Annotated in this window: 17 protein-coding genes; 10 read left to right on the top strand and 7 right to left on the bottom strand. The window is 55.0% G+C overall.

Annotation, left to right across the window (positions count from 1 at the left end):
* The first annotated feature begins 245 nt into the window (after nt 1–245).
* Both FJ146_06985 and FJ146_06980 read left to right on the top strand, forming a co-directional pair.
* Nucleotides 246–677, top strand: coding sequence for a Spx/MgsR family RNA polymerase-binding regulatory protein (locus tag FJ146_06985; protein ID MBM4251698.1), 432 nt, complete (start codon nt 246–248; stop codon nt 675–677).
* Nucleotides 678–921: 244 nt separating this feature from the next.
* Nucleotides 922–4,335 carry a hypothetical protein gene (locus FJ146_06980; protein ID MBM4251697.1) on the top strand — a complete coding sequence of 1,138 codons (3,414 nt, stop codon included), beginning with the start codon at nt 922–924 and terminating at the stop codon, nt 4,333–4,335.
* Nucleotides 4,336–4,348: 13 nt separating this feature from the next.
* Here the strand turns inward: FJ146_06980 and FJ146_06975 are convergent, their stop codons facing one another.
* A complete protein-coding gene (locus FJ146_06975) occupies nt 4,349–5,125 on the bottom strand; it encodes a glycosyltransferase (GenBank protein MBM4251696.1) in 777 nt (258 codons plus the stop codon).
* Between the two features lie 148 nt (nt 5,126–5,273).
* Here FJ146_06975 and FJ146_06970 point away from each other — a divergent pair, with 148 nt between their 5' ends.
* Both FJ146_06970 and FJ146_06965 read left to right on the top strand, forming a co-directional pair.
* Nucleotides 5,274–7,286 (top strand): hypothetical protein, encoded by a 2,013-nt coding sequence (locus tag FJ146_06970; GenBank protein ID MBM4251695.1) that lies wholly within the window; start codon nt 5,274–5,276, stop codon nt 7,284–7,286.
* A gap of 206 nt (nt 7,287–7,492) precedes the next feature.
* Nucleotides 7,493–7,699: a hypothetical protein gene (locus FJ146_06965; GenBank protein ID MBM4251694.1), complete on the top strand. Its 207-nt coding sequence runs from the start codon at nt 7,493–7,495 to the stop codon at nt 7,697–7,699.
* A 46-nt stretch (nt 7,700–7,745) separates the two neighbouring features.
* Here the strand turns inward: FJ146_06965 and FJ146_06960 are convergent, their stop codons facing one another.
* Nucleotides 7,746–8,462 (bottom strand): dienelactone hydrolase family protein, encoded by a 717-nt coding sequence (locus tag FJ146_06960; GenBank protein MBM4251693.1) that lies wholly within the window; start codon nt 8,460–8,462, stop codon nt 7,746–7,748.
* Nucleotides 8,463–8,629: 167 nt separating this feature from the next.
* Between FJ146_06960 and FJ146_06955 the strand changes: the two genes are divergently transcribed.
* Nucleotides 8,630–9,481, top strand: a complete 852-nt coding sequence (locus FJ146_06955) for a hypothetical protein (GenBank protein MBM4251692.1) — start codon at nt 8,630–8,632, stop codon at nt 9,479–9,481.
* Nucleotides 9,482–9,491: 10 nt separating this feature from the next.
* On the opposite strand, the gene FJ146_06950 is transcribed toward FJ146_06955, so the two are convergent.
* From FJ146_06950 to FJ146_06940, 3 genes are all read right to left on the bottom strand, one after another.
* Nucleotides 9,492–10,352 (bottom strand): hypothetical protein, encoded by an 861-nt coding sequence (locus tag FJ146_06950; GenBank protein MBM4251691.1) that lies wholly within the window; start codon nt 10,350–10,352, stop codon nt 9,492–9,494.
* An 18-nt stretch (nt 10,353–10,370) separates the two neighbouring features.
* A complete protein-coding gene (locus tag FJ146_06945) occupies nt 10,371–10,784 on the bottom strand; it encodes a hypothetical protein (protein ID MBM4251690.1) in 414 nt (137 codons plus the stop codon).
* Between the two features lie 99 nt (nt 10,785–10,883).
* Nucleotides 10,884–11,951 (bottom strand): fatty acid desaturase, encoded by a 1,068-nt coding sequence (locus tag FJ146_06940; GenBank protein ID MBM4251689.1) that lies wholly within the window; start codon nt 11,949–11,951, stop codon nt 10,884–10,886.
* Here FJ146_06940 and FJ146_06935 point away from each other — a divergent pair.
* The 3 genes from FJ146_06935 to FJ146_06925 are packed head-to-tail and all read left to right on the top strand — an operon-like array spanning nt 11,887 to nt 15,157.
* Complete coding sequence (locus FJ146_06935) at nt 11,887–13,038, top strand: hypothetical protein (GenBank protein ID MBM4251688.1); 1,152 nt, start codon at nt 11,887–11,889, stop codon at nt 13,036–13,038. The genes FJ146_06940 and FJ146_06935 overlap by 65 nt on opposite strands.
* Nucleotides 13,035–13,730 (top strand): DUF374 domain-containing protein, encoded by a 696-nt coding sequence (locus tag FJ146_06930; protein MBM4251687.1) that lies wholly within the window; start codon nt 13,035–13,037, stop codon nt 13,728–13,730. Before FJ146_06935 ends, FJ146_06930 begins: the two co-directional genes overlap by 4 nt.
* A gap of 2 nt (nt 13,731–13,732) precedes the next feature.
* On the top strand, nt 13,733–15,157 hold the full coding sequence (locus FJ146_06925) for a DUF814 domain-containing protein (protein MBM4251686.1): 1,425 nt from the start codon (nt 13,733–13,735) through the stop codon (nt 15,155–15,157).
* On the opposite strand, the gene FJ146_06920 is transcribed toward FJ146_06925, so the two are convergent.
* Both FJ146_06920 and FJ146_06915 read right to left on the bottom strand, forming a co-directional pair.
* Nucleotides 15,141–15,671, bottom strand: coding sequence for a hypothetical protein (locus tag FJ146_06920; protein MBM4251685.1), 531 nt, complete (start codon nt 15,669–15,671; stop codon nt 15,141–15,143). The two genes, FJ146_06925 and FJ146_06920, sit on opposite strands and share 17 nt — an antisense overlap.
* A gap of 39 nt (nt 15,672–15,710) precedes the next feature.
* On the bottom strand, nt 15,711–16,733 hold the full coding sequence (locus FJ146_06915) for a glycosyltransferase family 9 protein (GenBank protein MBM4251684.1): 1,023 nt from the start codon (nt 16,731–16,733) through the stop codon (nt 15,711–15,713).
* A gap of 228 nt (nt 16,734–16,961) precedes the next feature.
* Here FJ146_06915 and FJ146_06910 point away from each other — a divergent pair, with 228 nt between their 5' ends.
* Together FJ146_06910 and FJ146_06905 are read left to right on the top strand one after the other, a co-directional pair.
* The gene (locus FJ146_06910; protein ID MBM4251683.1) at nt 16,962–18,158 is read left to right on the top strand and encodes a class I SAM-dependent rRNA methyltransferase; all 1,197 of its coding nucleotides are present in this window, start codon (nt 16,962–16,964) and stop codon (nt 18,156–18,158) included.
* Nucleotides 18,159–18,189: 31 nt separating this feature from the next.
* Nucleotides 18,190–19,017 (top strand): hypothetical protein, encoded by an 828-nt coding sequence (locus FJ146_06905; protein MBM4251682.1) that lies wholly within the window; start codon nt 18,190–18,192, stop codon nt 19,015–19,017.
* Nucleotides 19,018–19,110: the final 93 nt, after the last annotated feature.

The raw sequence follows: 19,110 nt of genomic DNA, 5'->3' as shown, positions 1-19,110 counted from the left end.
GGACGACTCTTCCCCCTGGAGAGGACTTAGGTTTCTCCCTCCTACCTAAGCGCCATCGTCGAGGGGCGGCGAAATCTTAAGTTTTTCTTTTTAAGGCTTGTGTTTTTGAGGGGTTAAACGAGTTAATACTGGGTCAAAAAAAGGAGATGAAGAGCCTGTTTTTCACAACGAAATAGGCTGTGATTACAGATGGTTGCAAAACCTTGAGCCAACACATCGAAAACACTGGTTTTCCTCAGGCATCGATGCGAAAAGTAGGCAAAATCGATCGTCATCTCCCGTCATGTAAATTCCATGAGGTGTACTCTTTGACTATCAAGCTTTACAGCTACCAAAAATGCTCAACCTGTCGCCAAGCTACTAAATTTCTGGAAGCACGGGGCCTCGACCATCAAACAGTCGATATCACCCTTACGCCACCAAGTCGCAGCGAACTAGATGGCATGCTTAAGGCCGTTGGCGGCGCATTGCGCAAGTTGCTAAACACTTCAGGTCAGGTTTATCGCGAGATGCAACTCAGCACCAAATTGCCGCACCTATCCACCGATGAAGTGATGAATCTACTGGCAACTAACGGCAAATTGATCAAGAGGCCTTTTTTACTCGTAAACGGTAAGGCTGTTGCCGTGGGCTTTGATCAGGCAAAATGGAGCTCACTCCTGGCGGCAAAAGACTAGCTACTTATGTTAAAGTTACCCAGCAGCGAGAATGAAAAACCGCATAGTAAATGTTGGATTTCATGAAAATCCGCAACTGATTTACGGTAATTTATCAAGAACGTAGGACAGAGGACGGTATTGAGCTATTGCCTTGGCGTTTGTTTTTGCAACGTTTATGGGACGGCGCCTACGTTTAGCATTCTGGTGGAACCTTAGACCTTAAAGGCTTACACTGGGCGCTCCTCAACCTGGAGTACCAGCGGTGTTTGCCGATCGCGTCCGTAGCCAGTTCCAGCCCCAAGTGATCACCAGCGGCGATGCGATCGTTGCCGGTTCCAGCGCACTCTACGAGGTAAACCTCGATGAGGAGACGCTGACCTTGGAATTCTCTGGGTCGGATCCCATCTATACAGAGCTACTGCTGTGCGAAGACGAGCCATACGGTGATCACATCCATGCCTACTGTAGCTGCCTCGGTGGATCCGCAACCGAGCTTTGCCCCCACCTGTGGGCCGCCGTGAGAATTGCTGACCGTCGTGAGTGGTGTGATGAACTGCGCCTTGTCAGCGCCCCACTGACTGTGACCACTGCGTCAGCGCGTGATGATGATGATGCTCGTGAAGACGACGATTCCGGGGACGACATTTCCTATGACTACGACGATGCCACGGGTAGCCATGCTGAGAATTATTTCGACACGGAGAGTGTCGCTGCAGTTCCAGCGGAACCGCCATCCAGACCAGAGAGTCAAACTAGCTCCTGGCGGCGTCTCATTGACGGGGCGATGCGCCAAAATCAGACTAGCGCGCGCCGTCTGCCGATCAGTGGAAGTTCAGCCGATGTGCCTAAAATTTCGCAGGTCGTTTATCTCATCACAGGTGGCACGGGAGTTTACACGGGTACGTGGAAGGTGCAGGTCTGCGAACGCAAGATGCGCGTCAACGCGACCTGGTCCAAGTTAAAACCACTGCGCCTCAACGCCACGACGGCACGGCAGCTTCCCGCTGCCGCAGATACGGAGATCGCTCGTCTACTTATCAAGGCTGACGCCGCGGACGATGCTGACTACAGTGACGGCGACTACTATAGCCGCTATGGACGCCGCTATACGAGTAGCCCAGCGGGTAAGGATGGCTTCCAAATCCCTCGTGAGTTTCAGGATATTCTGCTCACGCAACTGAGTCACACCGGCCGCCTCTATCTTGAAGCGACAGGCGCTGGGGACCCCACGCCACTTACCTACCGACGCAGTGACAGCTGGCATTTTAGCCTAAAGATCGCCGCGACTGAGGATAATTCCGGTCATTGGCAGATCAGCGGCATGTTGCACGATGGTCAGGACTTAATCCCACTAGACTCCCTGGCTCTTGTCTTCGATCGCAATCTTATCGTTCATGGCGGTGAGATCATCGCACTGGCGAGTCTCACGGACAGCGACTGGTTCTGGGTCAAAAAACTGAAGACTCAAAAACCATCGCTCATAGCTACGAGCGATCTCGACCAGTTCATCGCCTCGTTTAGTAAGCTCACGGAAGCTCCTCCCTTAGAGCTGACCATGGGTAGTGACTGGCAAGCGGTAACTGATTCCCCTACCCCACGTCTATCGATACTCAGTGCGCGGTATAGCCCTGCGGCCGGTTATCTTGGGGCGCAAGTTAGCTTCAACTACGCCGGTCGTTTAGTCGGGCGCCATGAGCAGCGATCGTCGTGGCTCGACGCTGGTGCAAAAATCCTGCGTCAGCGCTCACCCGGAGCGGAGGCACGCTTGGTTGCCGACCTCCTAGCCATGCCGGCGATCACGGAACTAGCCGTCGCAGGTGGCAGCCGAGCGGATGTAAGTGTAGCCGTGGCCAGCCTAGCCGACCTGGTAACTCAGCTCATAGATTCTGGCTGGCATGTTGAGGCTGAGGGTCAGCGCGTGCATCGCGCCACTGCATGTACGTCGACCGTTAAGTCGGGAGTCAATTGGTTTGACCTCGATGCGCGCGTCAAATTTGGGGGCGAGGACGTGGGTTTGCCGCGCTTACTCGAAGCGCTCCAAAGTGGAGATCGCTTTGTAACCCTGGGCGACGGCAGCGTTGGACTCCTACCACAAGATTGGCTGGCACAATTCACCTCGCTGACAAAGTTTGGCGAACTAACAGACGACGGCCTGCGCTTTAAATCCGCGCAAGGCGCGATCCTTGACGCTCTCCTAAGTCAGCTACCCGAGGTCAATCTAGACGCCAAGTTTAAAGCCCTCAGGCGGCGCCTCAAGGAGGCCTCAGCCGTGCAGGCGCTCGCAGCACCAGCCGCGTTTAAAGGGACATTGAGACATTATCAAGAAGAGGGCCTGGGCTGGCTTGCCGTCCTCCGTGAGGCCAATTTAAATGGCTGTCTGGCCGATGACATGGGACTTGGTAAGACCGTTCAAGTGCTCGCCCTTTTGCAGATGCAGGCGCCGGCTGGAAAACCCTCCATCATCGTAGTGCCGCGCAGTCTCGTCCACAATTGGATCCGCGAGGCCGCACGTTTTTGCCCTGATCTCCGCGTTCTCGACTACGCCCACGCTGATCGCCACGGTCGCCTCGGGGCCATCGGTAGCTACGATCTCATCGTCACTACCTACGGTCTGCTGCGCCTTGATATCGATAAACTGCGCAAGATTGATTTCCACTACGCCATCCTCGACGAGGCACAAGCCGTCAAGAACCGAAGCTCACTCAGCGCCAAGGCAGCGCGCCTACTTAAAGCCGATCGGCGCCTTGCTCTGTCCGGCACACCAGTGGAGAACCACTTGGGAGAATTAGGCGCCATTTTTGAGTTTCTAAATCCAGGGATGCTCAGTGCCTCACTCATGAGGTCCGTCACCAAGATGCCAGTCGACGAGGGTAAAGCTGCAGCTGCCGCCCTCGGCCGCGCGCTGAAGCCTTTTATCTTAAGGCGCACCAAAGAGCAGGTGCTACCCGATCTGCCAGCCAAGGTCGAGCAAACCATCTACTGTGACCTAGAACCCATGCAGCGCCAACTCTACGATGAACTCCTGGCCCACTACCGCCGTAATCTATCCAAGGCCGTGGCGAAGGATGGACTAAACCGCACCAAGATCCAAGTGCTCGAGGCCCTCCTGCGTCTACGCCAGGCAGCCTGCCATCCAGGGTTGATCGATAACGCTCACGACGGCAGTGACAGTGGAAAAATTGACCTCCTCATGGCGAAATTGCGTGAGGTCGTCGACGGTGGTCATAAAGCCTTGGTATTTAGTCAGTTTACGTCGCTACTGAATTTCGTGCGGCGCCAGCTCGATCAGGAGGCCATTGCCTACGAATATCTGGACGGCCAAACACGTCATCGCGAGGAGCGAGTCGCGCGCTTTCAGCAAGATCCGACCACGGCCATCTTTCTGATCAGCCTCAAAGCCGGTGGTGTTGGCCTCAACCTCACCGCCGCGGACTACTGTTTTATCCTCGATCCTTGGTGGAACCCCGCAGCCGAAGCTCAGGCCGTCGACCGAGCTCATCGCATTGGTCAGACCAAAACAGTTTTTGCCTACCGTCTCATTGCACGTGACACCATCGAGGATAAAATCCTTGCGCTTCAGGCTAAAAAGCGTGACTTAGCCGATGCCATCATCACCGCAGAAGATAGCATGCTCGGCGCTCTCAGCCTCGATGACCTTAATATGCTACTGGCTTAATTACTCCTTTAGGTCATCTCAAAAACTTTTGGTATCGCAAATGTAGCGAGAGCATTTCTAGAAATGCCACGAAGAAATCCTTTGCCTTGACCTTCGACCCGCCGACGTCCTGCCACACCCCTAACGGACACTCTATCATCGTCGCCTCTAGCTCGGGACCCCGTACACCTAGCTCTCTAGCCAGACGAGCAATGATCTCGACATCAAAAATCCATCGACTGGAGAACGGTTCAGCAAAAATTGCTTTTACCGCCGCCGAGGATCTAAAGAGTTTAGCGCCGCATTGCGTATCGTACACGCCGATGTCCAAAACTATCGATGCCACAGTTGCAAATACACGGCCCAGATAATGCCGCAGTAAACGGCGCTTTATTTTTCGGCCCAAAAGCTTGACGCGTGAACCCAAAACCATGACGGCCCCAGGCCTGGTCTTCAATAGGTCGATAAAAGGTACCATTTCCGTCACTGGAGTAGATAAGTCGGCGTCAAGGTAACCAACATATTCAATACCGGATTGCGCAAGGGCGTTTGCCACCCCGGTGCGCACAGCTTCAGCTTTGCCAGAATTTTTGGTTAGGTTCAGGTGAGTGATGCGACCGCTCGGATGGCGGCATATGCGGTCCAAAAGGGCCTGCGTGCCGTCGATGCTACCATCGTTCGCAAAGAGTATCTTAGAGTTCTGGTGCTGCTCGACAAAATTGATAAATGCTTCAGCTTGTAGCCGCTTTTCTTCGTTATATACGGGCACTACAATGATGGTGTTGACCTGCAGATCCACTGAGTCTGTCATGTGGGGCTACCCTTCCATTCCTCGAATTACAAAAAAGGCGCAATACAGGTAGCTCTCGGCACCTCTCGACCAAACGCCGCTTGCTAACACGTATCCTTATATTTTATATAAGATATTTGACATTATTAAATATGGTTAGTGCCTAATCGTGCGCGGAAAAAAGACGCCATCCTTGTTGCTGCTTCTAGCTATGCTTTGGCTAGTCTTGGCCCGCCATATGCCAATGGAAGAGGCTGTAGGTGGACCACTTGGCGCTTGGTGGCTTGTAGTCAAGTCCAGCTTCACCTTCCTAGCGCTGCTGCCCATGCTATGGGGGTGGGGCATCGTCTCGCTGATCCCGCTCAGAAAAATTGCAAGTGTCATCGTCGGCATACCCACCGCCGCCATAAAGATGGATGACCTGGGGCTATGGACCGGCTGTAGCCTGCTCCTGGGCGTCGCCGTGGTCGGCCTCTTTACTTTCGCCGGGGGATTGATCTGGCCTCCAAGCTGGTCCAGCGCGCTACCACTTGTAGCCGGCGGCAACTTACTGGCTGCTCTAGCCTGGCGCAGCAATGGGTTGGGTTGGCGACACTCCGTGGCGGAACTAACCGACACATATCAGCATCAAATTACTCGCCAATCCAAACTTTGGCTGTGGTTACTCCTAGCAGTCGTGGCTCTCCGTTGCTCGATGGTCTTTTTCTTTCAAGGGCACGAGGACGCCTATATCTACCACCTTTCAGCCGCAGAAAGCTGGCTCCAGCGTGGTCACACGGGAGTCTTCGTAACAAATATTTACACTGGCTATGCTCTGGCCGTTGAACACTACTATTTATTCCTCAAGATTCTGGCCGTAGGTAACGCCGAGCAAAATGCCCTAGCTCAGATCAGTCATCTCATCTGCGGCTACGGCACCTTTGTCTGGGCGCTGTTGACACTGGCCCGACCTTGGCTGAATCGCCGCGAGCGCGCCGCGTTTGTGCTCATATGCATGCATACGTGGCTGGTATTTTTTATGCTGTTGCCTAAAAACGATGGCTACCTGGCGGGTGCGGCGGCATTAGCTTTAGTAGGAATAGCGCGCGGTGTACCCACTCTGTTCTTGGCAGGAGCGAGTGTGGCGATGATCATGAAGCCAACGGCTGGGCTTACTTTCGCGGCTATAGGCGTGGCCGATTTGCTGACGCGTCCCGAGCTTGGCGGTGATCACGGGCGCGCCTTCGCCACTCATCTGAGATTGCTCCTTACTGGCGCTCTACTCATGATCGCTGAGTGGGCTCCGTTCGGCCTACGTAATGCCTACGTCACGGGCAATCCGTTCTTCCCCCTGCTCTCGGAACTGTTTCCTACCCCTTATGCACCGGAACTTAGTCGCGTCATCACTGAAGCCGAGCCGTTCAAACTGAGTGTTGTCACACTTTTCAACTCTCTGAGCAGGCTACTGATCAGCGACATTACTATCACCATCGGCTTATTGACCTGCATCTACCTAGTTGCAACGCGTCGCACTCATTTTGTGCTAAAACCCTTCTTTGCCTCTGCGGATTGCCGTTTCTTGCTCGTATTTTCGACCATAGCCTTTTTCATCTTGCAGCTTTTCTGCGGCGAATTTGGCAAGCAAGTCGAATCCCGTCACTTTCTGGCGATGCTGGGCCCGCTCATGGTCATCGGCGTCGCCTTGCTGGTGCAAGCTACCCCTGAATCAAGGCGCCGCAAAGTAACGCCGGTCGTCATAGCTTTGATGGGTATCCTTTACTCCAACTTCGACGTGGCACTACGTGATCTATATCGCGGGCTAAGCGGTGACGGCGTAACATTCGGTCTCTTCGAGCATAAGCCCAATATGCTGCTCAACCACCACCTGTCGCGCCTAATCAGTAAAGACGCCACATCAATCACCAACACAGCCACCATGCCTCGTGTATTTGCCAACACCATATGCAATGCCGAGTACTTTCTGTCTAATGCAGAATTCTGGCACATCAAGAAGACCTACCCGGCTTGGACCTGGAACGTGGCTAGCCTGTCCGGTACCGAGCTTACGCGCAAACTTTACGAGGCTAACATTAGCTATGCCATCACCGACAGCAGCTCCCCCTTGGCACTTAGCCTGGCGACGATCTCAGGATCCGTTTTGATCCAGCGCGCAGGCTCCGTGGAGCTTTGGCGCCTACGCTGAAGGCAACGAATAGCGTTCCCTTCTCGCGATCGATCCGTCCTGTCAAAGAGTGCCGCGTAAATTAAATCAATGATTTCTGATTACTGCAGGAAACACGTCGCAATAATCATGCCCTTCATTTTTTTACTTGAAAACACTGCCCTGTTTAGTTTATGACCCGCCCGCCATAGGAAACTAACATTTCCCACTAACCCCACAGGTGTCATATGAAGTCCACATTACTCGCTCTATCATTACTCGTGTGTAGCGGCGGCCTTTCGCAAATTGCTAGCTGCCCAAACGTCTCTATCTTTGCCCAACCAACGCGCGACAGCCGCTGCGAAGGCGAGTGTTTCGGTTACTGCTGGGGCTACTACCGCTACAACTACAACTACTTCAATCCGCTCTGCGCTGATATCTGCTGCACACGTTAATAAGCGACTTTAAGCGACTTTAAGCGACTTTCAAGATGCCGCCCGCTCAAACGTGCTCCGCAAAAAAGGCGAGCACCCGGCGGCGCGCATCTTGCTCGGCCTCGGTATTGTGTCCGACGCGCATGGGCAGCTTCTCACCAAGCCAGCTAACGAATTTATCCGTAGTCTGATTCATGAAGCTGTGACCGGCGTCAGGATAAAGTTTCACGTCGTGCGGGATGTGGCTGGTAGATAGTTCTGTAGTGAGATGCTCGAAATGCGGCCGAAAGGCATCGTCCCTGCCACCGTAACTCGCTACCACGGGACAGCTACCCTTAAGCTCGCGCGGTGTGTGCCCATAAAAAGGTGCCGCCGCTTTAAACAAGCCTGTTTTAGCGAGTAGCAGCGCGAAGCCTCCACCCATACAGAGTCCTAGTGTAGCGATCCGACCGGCATCGACCTGAGGCTGCCCAGCGAGCCAGCCACGCGCGGCCAGGAGATCGTCGACTCCTTGTCCCTGCTCACGCTTCAGATCCGCCATCAAACGACTGATGCAAACGGCCCAAGGCCCCCGCGCGAATAAATCCGGCATCATCACAGCATAACCGGCACCAGCAAAGCTAACGGCAAGGCGCCGCATCTCGTCGTTCAGGCCGAGAGCTTCGTAGATAAAGAGAATAGCAGGTACCTTATCTAGACCAGCAGGATATGTGAAAAATGCCGGTAATTGGACACCCTCAGCTGCCGGAAAATGCATCATCTGGCTGATCAATTGGTAACGCATGCGCGGTCCAAAATGCGTGATTATGGTCGCTGAATGACATGCGGCAATTGTAGCACTGAGTCGTGCACATGTCGCTTGGCAGATAACGCGACGAACGCTATGGTCACCTTGTTCCAAAAAATCTGGTCGTATCTTAATGATCCTTCTTTCAGCCCATGAGGTGGTGGATGTTGGGGAGACGGGGTATCGCAGCTGTCTGGTTTTCACTGTTTCATCTCGTCACCTGGGGATGTGGGGCCACCAATGATAGCCAGTATTCAGACTTACTCTGGCACACAGGCGCAGGAACGCTCAGAGGTCACGAGGACATCACCCGCTTCGCTGTTGAGATCGCTAATCAACGCCTTAGTGGACGCCAAGATATCGGGTACGAGCCGGTGCCATACGGCGTGCACGGCCCCATTTCATTCCATCCTTTAATTAAGGGTAATTTTGAATCCGATTTTCCTCCCCCCGAGATGCGCCAGGTATACGGCGCAACGCCTGCGACCGATTGGCACCATGACGGCCGGTTACAACACTTGCATGCGCTGCGCAATTACCGTGATGGCAGCACCACTACTAATGGCGAAACCTGTCAGGCCGTTAAGTTTGCACTCGAGCAAGCACTGAAACGAGCGACGGCCCATCTGCAGTCTGGCGACCGTTACCATTATCACTACTGGATCGGCCACGCGCTCCATATCCTGCAAGATAGTTATTCGCCGGCCCATGTGACGCGCGTTGGTCCCGAGGGTCATTCCATCCTGGCCTTTTGTACGTACGGAGTGAAGTTAAAGGACATTTGTTACCATCATGAAGTCGATGCTCGGGACCGCGTATGGCGCGGCGACAGCCTGCGGTGCACGTTTGATTCCGACCGGCGCGATTGGGACTGCCTCGTTCCGGAGGCTCAACACGCGGCCATTGCATCGGCGGAACTTTTAGCAGCACTGAGTCAGCGACAAGTCTCCGGTGAGCCGCTAGAGTCCACACTCAGTCGCGTCTGGGACCGGCACCTGAATTGCGCCGGACTTTGATTAGCAGCAGTTAAAACCACGTGCTGGGCTCGCCAAGTTCTTTAGCCGTGGCGTATTTACTGCCCACGTCGGTGAAAGCATTCCAAGTGTTGCGAAACTGATTCATAAACTCAGACCGGGTCGCCGCTGAGCAATAATAACTATCGACAGCATTAGCATAGATAAAATTACCAAAGGCATTGGGATCGGTAGAGCTAAATGTCATGAGTTTAGTGGCGTCGACACCCTGCATCGCTTTGATATCCTGTACGAACGATGCCGCAATCTTGCCGCGCTCAGTCACGAATGCATCAGCGTACGCCTTCCACTCCGGTGTATTGAAGTAGGCAGGTGTATCAGGAGCGCGCAGTCCGGGAACAAAATACTCGGCCTCCCAGTAGGCAAACAGGCGGACCAGACTGGACCTAATCTTAGTGACATCTGCCATTACCACCATGCGGAGAGGCTGATTGCCTGAAGGACTAAGCCAACAAGACGTCGCTTCAGCATTGCCGACAAGCGGACGCTGAGCATTAGTGAAGGGGGCACTGCGGCATTCCGTCTGGGCATTACCAATGACGATCTGTCCGCGCAGGACGACGAAATATAACTTAAGTAGCGGCGTCGGCACGGCAGCCAACGCACCCATCACGGCGTTGCGGAACGGGGACTCTTCGGCGGGGCTGATTGCAATGGCGTTCTGTAAATCAACAATATTTGGTGGCAAGGCACCGCGCCCCTCATAGGCGTAGCCACAAAGTTGATCGCGGGCGGGCCCGTCCTTGGCTATGACATTTGTAAGCGTCTTGCCGCTCGACGATTGCGGCGCTGCAGGCTTGCAGCCGACGATGGTTAGACAGACAGTAAGCGGCACAGCTGCAATAAATCTCACGTGCATCCCCTAGCGATTTTACTTTAAGCCAAGTAGGCCCATCAGAAGATTGCCAAAGCCAGCCAGCAATCCGCCGCCAAAAACACCTCCCCCCTGGCCGAAGCCCTGAGCGCCACTGGCGACCGTTGCATTCCTCTGTTGCGGTGGCAGCTGTGCCACGACCGTATCAACCAAAGAGATCAGGTTGGAGGGCGCCCCCCCGTAGTTTGGTACGGCGACAGTCACGGGTGCGGATACCGGCGCCGCAACCGAGCCGCTACCGTTTACCGTTCCGGTCGCCATGGTGTTTGACTGCCACCATGCCGGCTTGTTTTTGCCGTTTTCGGACTCGGTTTTTTTAGTCGTATTCGTCGACTCTTCTGAATTCGATTCGACGCAGGACGCCAAGGTCAGCACCAGCAGAGTCCGTAAGCACAGGGATCTGAACTTCACGCCAAGCCTCACCCAACGAAAGAAATCGGTATTTTTTCAAGTATACCGAAGCTTTCGTTGCCAAAGCAAGGTCAGCCAAGTCCCATCAAACGCGCAGCATCACACCCGGACCATGCTGCGGCGCCGACTAGCCGACTTCTCGTCGGCAGCTCCAATGACACAAGGGTTCGTAGCCAGACGCAGTGAGGTGGCTAGGTAGCCGCTGTCTTCGACTAGATGCTCGATATTCGCACTAGAATAAAGCTCGAGGAAACGGCGGTGCGCCGTCTCAAGCAGATAAAACGGGACGCGCGGGAAAGCATGGTGCACGGAATGAAAGTTGAGCCGGTTGAAGAACCAACTCGTGTAACTGTTCGTCACTATGTTGCGACACGTGTAGACCTGAGTTTCAAAGTAGTGCCGCCCTTTACCCCAAAGACCGTAGTGCTCGATATGGGACCGCCACTGCATGACAGCACCGGTACAACGCTCCATGAGGAACCAGAAACACAGCCACCGCAGCGCTACTCCTTGGGTATAAGCTAGGGTGTATATGATGATGTTGGCACCGAGAATGCCCAGTACATCGGTGATCACCGCCTGCCTCATTGAGCGCGACACCTTGGCATAGCGCAGTCCGCTCCGAAACGTGTTGACGATCAGCCCAAAACCACCGAAGACAAAAATATCGAGCAACCACTGATGCCGGACATAAAATTTGCCTAGCGTCGATGCTCGGTCGTACTCCTCGAGCGTCCACTGCACACGTTCGGGATCATTGAAATCGTCACCGTTCATCTTGTGGTGAACCTTGTGCACCTCGCTATAAATGCTGTGGACCCAAATGACTGGCCACGAGACGAGGCGGGGCACAATCTCATCAAACCATGTCCATCCAGTCAGGGTATGATGGATGGCATCATGGGTTGTGATGATAATGACCGAGAGCACAAGGCCGGCAAAGACTCCTGCGGAGAGGAAGATACCTAGCGATTTAGCTGTCATAGCAAGGTAGGCGCCAAGAACTAGCAAGGTCACACAGAGGAGCACCTTACGCAGTCCTGGACCGGGGTGGGTTACTTGCAGATCAGCGACGGCCTGCTGCAAAGCTTTGGCCGTTACCATGTCCGCTTTGGTAGCCGACACTAGCGTTTTATCGCTTTCGTTCAGTCCTTCTGGGGTAGTCATCTTAAAGCTCCTAAACTTTTTGTTTCATTTTTGGCACGATAGGGGGCTCAGAAAGGGGCTTAGCATGACCGAACTAAAGGGAGAGGGAGTTAGCCACCCTAGCCTGCCACCTGCAAGCGAGCAAAACGTACTTGCGCCGCAGCCATCGACCCAAGCGGGTCAAACCCTATTTAGCAAGGTAAGGCAAAGGTGGCAAAAAAAACATTCCGTTATCTTGCTTATCGGCAGCATTCTCATGGCCCTTAACTGGTTTGTCCCACCGGTTTACCAGCTACTCAAAGGCCCAGTAATTGTGACACGTTACAACCGGAAGGCGGGAGCGAGCAAAGCCACGGTCGGCCCAAACCAGCCGGGGTGGACACCCCTCCAACGGATGTCCCGGCATGTCCTGCATGCCGTCATCGCGGCAGAGGACGGGAGGTTCTACGAGCACCACGGTATCGATATCGATCAAGTGGTGAAAAGCTACGAGGTCAATAAAAAGCGCAAGCGCTACGCCCGTGGTGCCTCAACCATCTCACAGCAAGTCGTTAAGATGTCGTTTCTTGGTCGCGAGAAGACGCTGACCCGCAAAGCGCGAGAGGCCACAGGCACGATGATCATGGAGCAGATCCTAAGTAAGGATCAGATACTCGAGTGGTATTTAAACTTAATTGAGTTTGGAGACGGAGTGTACGGCGTCAAAGAGGGCGCCTGGCATTATTTCCGCACCAAACCAGAGCTACTAACGGTCGAACAGGCGGTGCACCTGGCATTAGTGCTACCAAGTCCTAACGCGTGGTCTCGTGGGCTCAGACAAAGGGCTCTTACTCCGTTTGGCGAAAAGCGATTTTTGGCCATCATCAACACGATGCGTAATATGGGTTTCATAACCAAGATTCAGTGGACCGACGCCGTCACGCGTGGTGACTTTGGTAGGCCATTAGTTGGTTTTGCCGATCTGATGGCAGAGCCAACCAATGTCACCGCGCCTATCCCCGATGATGCAGACTTTGATGATGTGGACGATGTGGACGAGGCGGAAGACGAGGCCGCCATGCATGAAGATAGCCAGGAAAGCCAGGAGAGCCAGGAGAGCCGAGAATGACAGAAGCCCCAACCACTAGCACCGCACCAGCCAAAAAGATGTGGAAAATTCGCCTGGCCAGTATCCTGCTATACGGCGTGGCACGGCTCCTTCTGCTCACCTACCGCATCCGTGTCGTCGGCGCAGAAGAACGGACTAAAGCAGAGGCGATGCACGCCGGCGGTAGCTTCTGCCTGGCACTTTGGCATGAACAGCTATTTGCGAGCATCCTTGCTCATCGCGGCCAAAAGTTTGCGCCCCTTGCAAGCCTCTCAGCCGACGGCGATATCGTGACCCGAGTGATGGCGCGGTTCGGCTTCCAGACCGTTCGCGGTTCGAGTAGCCGCGGTGGCCCTGAAGCCCGCGACCAACTCGTGCACATGACCAAGGACGGGTGGTTCACCGCCATCACGGTCGATGGGCCACGGGGACCGCGGCGTCGTGTCAAAGGTGGTATCGTCGACCTAGCACGTCGCACTGGAGTCAGCATAGTACCACTGACGAGCACTGCGGATCGCCAATGGGTGCTACGTAGCTGGGATCAATTCAAGATCCCTAAACCTTTTGCCCGCATACTCGTGCGTTACGGTGAGCCCATCGCAGTGGCGGCTGAGACGCAAGGACTGGCCTTCGGCTCCATCAAAAATCAGATCCGTGAAGGACTTGCCATAAATGAGGCGCAGGCCGTCGCCGAACTCTCCGCCTGGCACTAAACATGAATATTTTTGGTAAATACAGCAAGTGCTTTGAGGCTCACGGCCCGATGATGGCTCTGGCCGTGAACTGGCAAGACAGTACAGGAACCTTTCACAAAGGCTACCTCATTGCCGACGCTAATCAAATGACCTTTGGTGTCCGCTTAGAACCGGAGCGTTTTAGCGAAATCAAAACGACGGGGGCCGTCGTCGCGCTGGTGCGCAAGTATGCTCCCACAGGCGGACTGCCCGGTATTTACTGGGAACCAGCGACCAGTGATTACTGGATACCACTGTTGACCAAAGGGACCGCTGCACCAGAGTACTGGCTGCAAATTGCCCATGGTGCACCGCCGGAGCTGCGTTTTATCGATGCATCGGGTCAAGTAATTGTGCGTAAGAGTTCGCAAGGTAGTTTCACCAAAAAAACGCCCCTTGGCCGCCCCCTACCCTCTTGGCCCACCGACGATCAGCTGAGTAATTATACGGAATCCCTCAAGGGCACACCCGTTGCAGCCCCTGATCTCCCCGCGTCCACAGCTTCGGCTCCGGAAGTGATTCTGCCGGATTATCAAAGGTCGGCGCGCGATCGTCTAGCACGGCGCTTAAAGACAGTAACTAAATCACTGCAAAAAAGTCGCGACAGGGCGCACACTCTGGCGCTTACTGGCGCGAAGGATCGCCATGCGCAACTTCTTAAGACTTATCTTTACCGAGTCAACTATGGTGACGAGGCGCTGCATCTCGAGCCCGAGGAATCCGGCACTGACCAAGCAATCGTCATAGCGCTCGATCCAAGCCTAAGCCCTGGTCAAAATTTAGCGCACCTATTTGACGAGGCGCGCAAGACGGCACGCGGCAACGCCACACTTAAAGAACAAATCAGCAAAACTGAGGGCGAGCTAGCCCAGCTGACTTGTGATCTTGCGGCATTACGCGCAGGCCCCTTGAGCCTGGACTCTGTTAACGCCAAGCTCAAGCGGCACGGCCTCGCCGCCTCCAGCGGCGGTGGCGTTAGCCCTGCCGCAGCGGATGCGACCCCTTACCGCACGTTCGTGTGGTCACCGGATAATGCCACTGACTCCTCTAAAGTCCGCATTTTGGTCGGCAAAAGTGCCGCTGATAGCGATGAGCTCTGCCGGCTGGCTAAATCAAATGACTATTGGTTCCACGCCGTCGGTACGACCGGTAGCCATGTCATCATTCCGGCACGCGATGTTAGGGGCGAGCTCCCAGCTGCGCTGCTCAAGTGCGCAAGCATACTTGCCATCTACTACTCAAAACTCAGGGGCGATATGGCCGGCGAGGTTTATCTGAGCCGGCGGCAGCATATCAAAAAGCGCAGCGGCATGGCGCCTGGTCTTTGGCAGATCGTTAAGGCGGAGACTTCTTTCTACCGCTACGATGAGCGGGAATTACAGGACACACTCAACCGCGCCCTATAGGTAACTTGGCGAGCACTGAGTTTAGGAGATCTGGTGCGTATCCAAACATGAGGACGCGACGTCCGCGACTATGGACCTCACCTGCCAGGATAGTGATCGATTCACCGGCCATGGTAGACGATGCACTTTTGGCGCCTGCAGCGAGTGGTAGGGTTGAAATAGTCAACTGACTCAGCTCCGTAAGATTGAAGGAGCGCTGCCAACGCAGCGGCCCGCAGGCCTCGCGCAGTTGCAGCTTACCGTGTCCGCAGATGATCACGCTGTGGCCGCACCAAACTAAAAGGCCAAAAAACATGCCAACTAAACCGACCACCACACTGAAGAGACTGCCTGCACTCAGGATACTAAAGTCTGCCGTGGCTAAGCGCGCAAGTCCAACCGCAGCGGCAGCGCCACCAAGGATCGTCACCGATCGGGACACGCGCACGAGCGAGCGCGGTAGCTCGCGACGAGGGAGAACCAGCCTGATACCGTAGGGCAACTGATCAACAGCAACAATATGATTGGTGGTCACGGCCCACTCCGCAGGTAAAAGTTAGGTTGCAGGGCACTATCAAAATGGCTTTTGGCGTTCAGCATGCACCTCACGCACTAGCGGCAGCATACCACGCAACGCTTCCCATACGGCATCCACTGTAATCGATGCCATCGCGGGCATAGGCACTTTGCCGAATTCGGGCGACTGAATCGCGCGATGCCGTTCAGTCAGCGGACACCACGAAGCTGCCCTTGTGTGACCGTGGAGCTGCAGCGACGGCACTTCGACGGCTACAGCCACGTGACTCGGTCCGTTCGAATTCCCCACAAATAAGTCGCACTGCGCCAGAAATGCTGCCATGCCACGAAAGCTCGTGGGCGGCATCTTAAACGTCTGCTCTTTAGCCATAGTCATTACCTCGTCGACCACGGCTTCTTCTCCGGGACCATGGAGCCACAACACCGCAGCGCCCCACTCCCGCACGAGAAGATCAGCCAGAGCCGCGTAACTTGCCAGTGGCCAGCGCCGCGCCTCACGCCTATGAGTCGCACTCAAAACTACGCGCAGAGGGGCCCCGGCAACCGCCGGTTGCGCCGCCAGAAATTCGTGAAAAACTAGTGCGTCCTCTGGTGCCCATGTGAACACCAGATGCTCGTCACGCGGACTGAGTCCTGCGGCCCGCAGCAGCGCAAACTTTTCGCGAACGATGTAACCGGCATCAGCCGGCTTGGGCACAGTCAGTGTGTAGGCTGGGCGCCGGGCTGAGGTGAAAGCCAAGCGCTGCGGAGCGCCCGTCATACGCGCATAGAAGGCGCTACGCGGGTTGTTCATGAAGTCAAAGACTAGATCGAACCGGCGGGTACGTAGCGCACGCGCCAGCGCCCATTCGGCCCACCAAGCACGGTCGGTAGGATAGGTGACGAGCTCGTCGATATAAGGGTTGTCGCGCAAGACCAGACGCCCCATGGGATGACTGAGAAATACGATCTCTGGCTCCGGCGCGCCGCTTGCCACGGCGTCCTCTTTCAGTGCTCTTAAACAAGGGGTCGTCAGCAGGATGTCGCCGAGTTGGCGCAGTTGGATGACGAGAATTTTCATAACTGGTCTACTTAATTGTTGGTGGAGCGCGCTGAAGCCCCAGGATTTACTAATGAATCAGTCGACAGGCCGGCCAACTTCCATCACCGTTCTTTAACAGTCTAGGACAATTATTAATTTTGTCATCTACCAACAATTAAGTAGACCAGCTTTTAAGGTGATTGCCGGCTTGTACGCGCTCAGCTATACCCGGCACGGGTTTGCCATCACTGTGCCTCGGAGGTCCGCATGTCTCTTCCGCAATTAGTCGTCAAAGCCGGCCGGGAAAAACCGCTAAGACAGCGCCACCCGTGGGTATTTAGTGGCGCCATTCACCGGCTTCCGGACGTTGCAGCCGGTGGGATCTGCGATATCGTCGACCAACGGGGAGCTTTCCTGGCGCGCGGCTACGCCAACCCGGCTTCGAAATTGACGGCACGGGTCCTGACCTGGGACCAGGGTCAAGCGATCGATAACGCCTTTTGGGTGAGCCGCATACGTGCCGCTGTACAGCGGCGGGCGCCGCTTCTAGGTCAGGACCAGAACTCCTGCCGTCTTGTCATGAGCGAGGCCGACTTGGTGCCGGGATTGATCGTCGATAAGTACGGCGAGCACCTCGTCCTCCAGGCACTGACAGCTGGTATAGATAAGCACCTAGGACCAGTCGTCGGAGCCCTGCACGAAGTACTGAAGCCGGCCTCGATCTCCGAACGTAGCGACGACGCTGTGCGCGAACTTGAAGGACTCGAACGGGTCAGCCGGCTACTTCACGGCAGCGAATCCCAACTCAAAGATGTGGTGATCAAGGAGCAGGGAGTCACCTTCACGGTCGATCTCACTAGCGGTCACAAAACAGGTTTTTATTTAGATCAACGTCGCAACCACGTCGAAGTCGCGCAGCACGCACGTGGGCGTCGGGTGCTTGATTGTTTCTCTTATACAGGGGGCTTCACTATGCACACGGCCCGGGCTGGTGCCTCCAGCGTCGTGAGTGTGGATGCCAGTGAAGCCGCCCTGGAGCGTCTGCGCATTAACCTCGTTGCCAATGGATTCAGCCACCAGGATCCACGATTTGAGCAGCACCAGGGGAATGCCTTCGAGGTCTTGCGCCAGCTAGCGGATGCGGGCGAACGCTTTGATTTGATCACCATGGACCCACCAAAGTTTGCTGCCAGCGGCAGTCAGGTCGAAAAGGCTGCGCGCGGCTATAAAGACCTAAACTTACTGGCGTTTAAGCTACTGAATCCGGGCGGCCTTTTGGCCACCTTCTCATGTTCAGGGCACATAAGTACCGATCTCTTTCAAAAAATTATCTTCGGTGCCGCCATCGATGCTGGGCGCGATGCACAAATCATCTCCTATCTCCATCAGGCAGATGATCATCCTGTGCTCCTCACATTTCCTGAATCCCTTTATTTGAAGGGACTACTATGCCGCGTGGTGTGATATCCTACTTGCTTTAGGATCGGAGCATGCAATGCGGTCCCTTTATCAGCCCACAAAACCACGCTTTGTGCTCGCACGTCCCCTGGCGCGGAGCTTCGCCCATGCACTGGCGGAGCAGGTTCCGGCTCAGCCCATCGATGTAGCCATGGCGCAGCACCAGCACGAAACCTATGTCGCCTTGCTGCAGCAATGTGCTCTTGAAGTCCTCATGGTACCTAGCGCTGACGACATGCCCGACAGCTGTTTTATTGAAGATACGGTCGTCGTAGTTGAGGATCAGGCTATCATTACGCGGCCAGGCGCCATCTCCCGCCGCGGCGAGACCGTTGCCGTTGAGACGCATTTAAAAAGCCTTACCGCCAAATTTACCCAGCTCAAAATTCATCATCTCAGTGCCGGTGCCACGCTTGACGGGGGAGATGTGCTCCAGATTGGGGGCCGGGTATTTGTCGGGCTTTCGCGGCGCACCAATGCGGCGGCGGCTTATGACCTTGCGACCATGGTTAACCGTCCCGTGCATAGCGTCAAAGTTGCCTCCGGACTACATCTGAAGTCAGTGCTTTCAGCCATGGATGAACAAACTTTAGTGGTCGCTGATCATCCCGAGGCGATGAAGATGGCAGCGCAGATGATTACGGCACTAGGGAACGACCTCCGCGTCGTAAAGGTCCCTGACGTCCCAGCCTCCAATGTCTTGCGCCTTGGCCAAACCCTGGTCATTCAAGCAGGATACGAGGCCAGCGCCGCGATTCTCGAGCACGCGGCCGCAGAGCGCGGTCTCACGGTGAGCAAACTACACATGTCAGAGTTCATTAAAGCAGATGGTGCCCTGACATGTTGCAGCGTGGTTATTCCCTAGTGCAGCCTTTACAGGTGGGTTAGAATGATCAACTAAGTCATGCCAGTCCAGCTACGAGCCATCTAGGCGCCGCAAAGTCCCAGGGAGGAAATG

It is taken from the genome of Deltaproteobacteria bacterium (genome assembly GCA_016874735.1).
Lineage (GTDB): Bacteria > Bdellovibrionota_B > Oligoflexia > Oligoflexales > CAIYRB01 > CAIYRB01.
The sequence above is the reverse complement of the archived record's forward strand: the minus strand, read 5'-3'. Positions and strand labels throughout refer to the sequence as shown.

Excerpts from the sequence above, each read along its gene's own strand:
- FJ146_06985 (MBM4251698.1), top strand. The coding sequence starts at position 246 with ATGCGAAAAGTAGGCAAAATCGATCGTCATCTCCCGTCATGTAAATTC.
- FJ146_06975 (MBM4251696.1), bottom strand. The coding sequence starts at position 5,125 with ATGACAGACTCAGTGGATCTGCAGGTCAACACCATCATTGTAGTGCCC.
- FJ146_06965 (MBM4251694.1), top strand. The coding sequence starts at position 7,493 with ATGAAGTCCACATTACTCGCTCTATCATTACTCGTGTGTAGCGGCGGC.
- FJ146_06960 (MBM4251693.1), bottom strand. The coding sequence starts at position 8,462 with ATGCGTTACCAATTGATCAGCCAGATGATGCATTTTCCGGCAGCTGAG.
- FJ146_06955 (MBM4251692.1), top strand. The coding sequence starts at position 8,630 with ATGTTGGGGAGACGGGGTATCGCAGCTGTCTGGTTTTCACTGTTTCAT.
- FJ146_06935 (MBM4251688.1), top strand. The coding sequence starts at position 11,887 with ATGTCCGCTTTGGTAGCCGACACTAGCGTTTTATCGCTTTCGTTCAGT.
- FJ146_06940 (MBM4251689.1), bottom strand. The coding sequence starts at position 11,951 with ATGACTACCCCAGAAGGACTGAACGAAAGCGATAAAACGCTAGTGTCG.
- FJ146_06930 (MBM4251687.1), top strand. The coding sequence starts at position 13,035 with ATGACAGAAGCCCCAACCACTAGCACCGCACCAGCCAAAAAGATGTGG.
- FJ146_06925 (MBM4251686.1), top strand. The coding sequence starts at position 13,733 with ATGAATATTTTTGGTAAATACAGCAAGTGCTTTGAGGCTCACGGCCCG.
- FJ146_06915 (MBM4251684.1), bottom strand. The coding sequence starts at position 16,733 with ATGAAAATTCTCGTCATCCAACTGCGCCAACTCGGCGACATCCTGCTG.
- FJ146_06910 (MBM4251683.1), top strand. The coding sequence starts at position 16,962 with ATGTCTCTTCCGCAATTAGTCGTCAAAGCCGGCCGGGAAAAACCGCTA.
- FJ146_06905 (MBM4251682.1), top strand. The coding sequence starts at position 18,190 with ATGCGGTCCCTTTATCAGCCCACAAAACCACGCTTTGTGCTCGCACGT.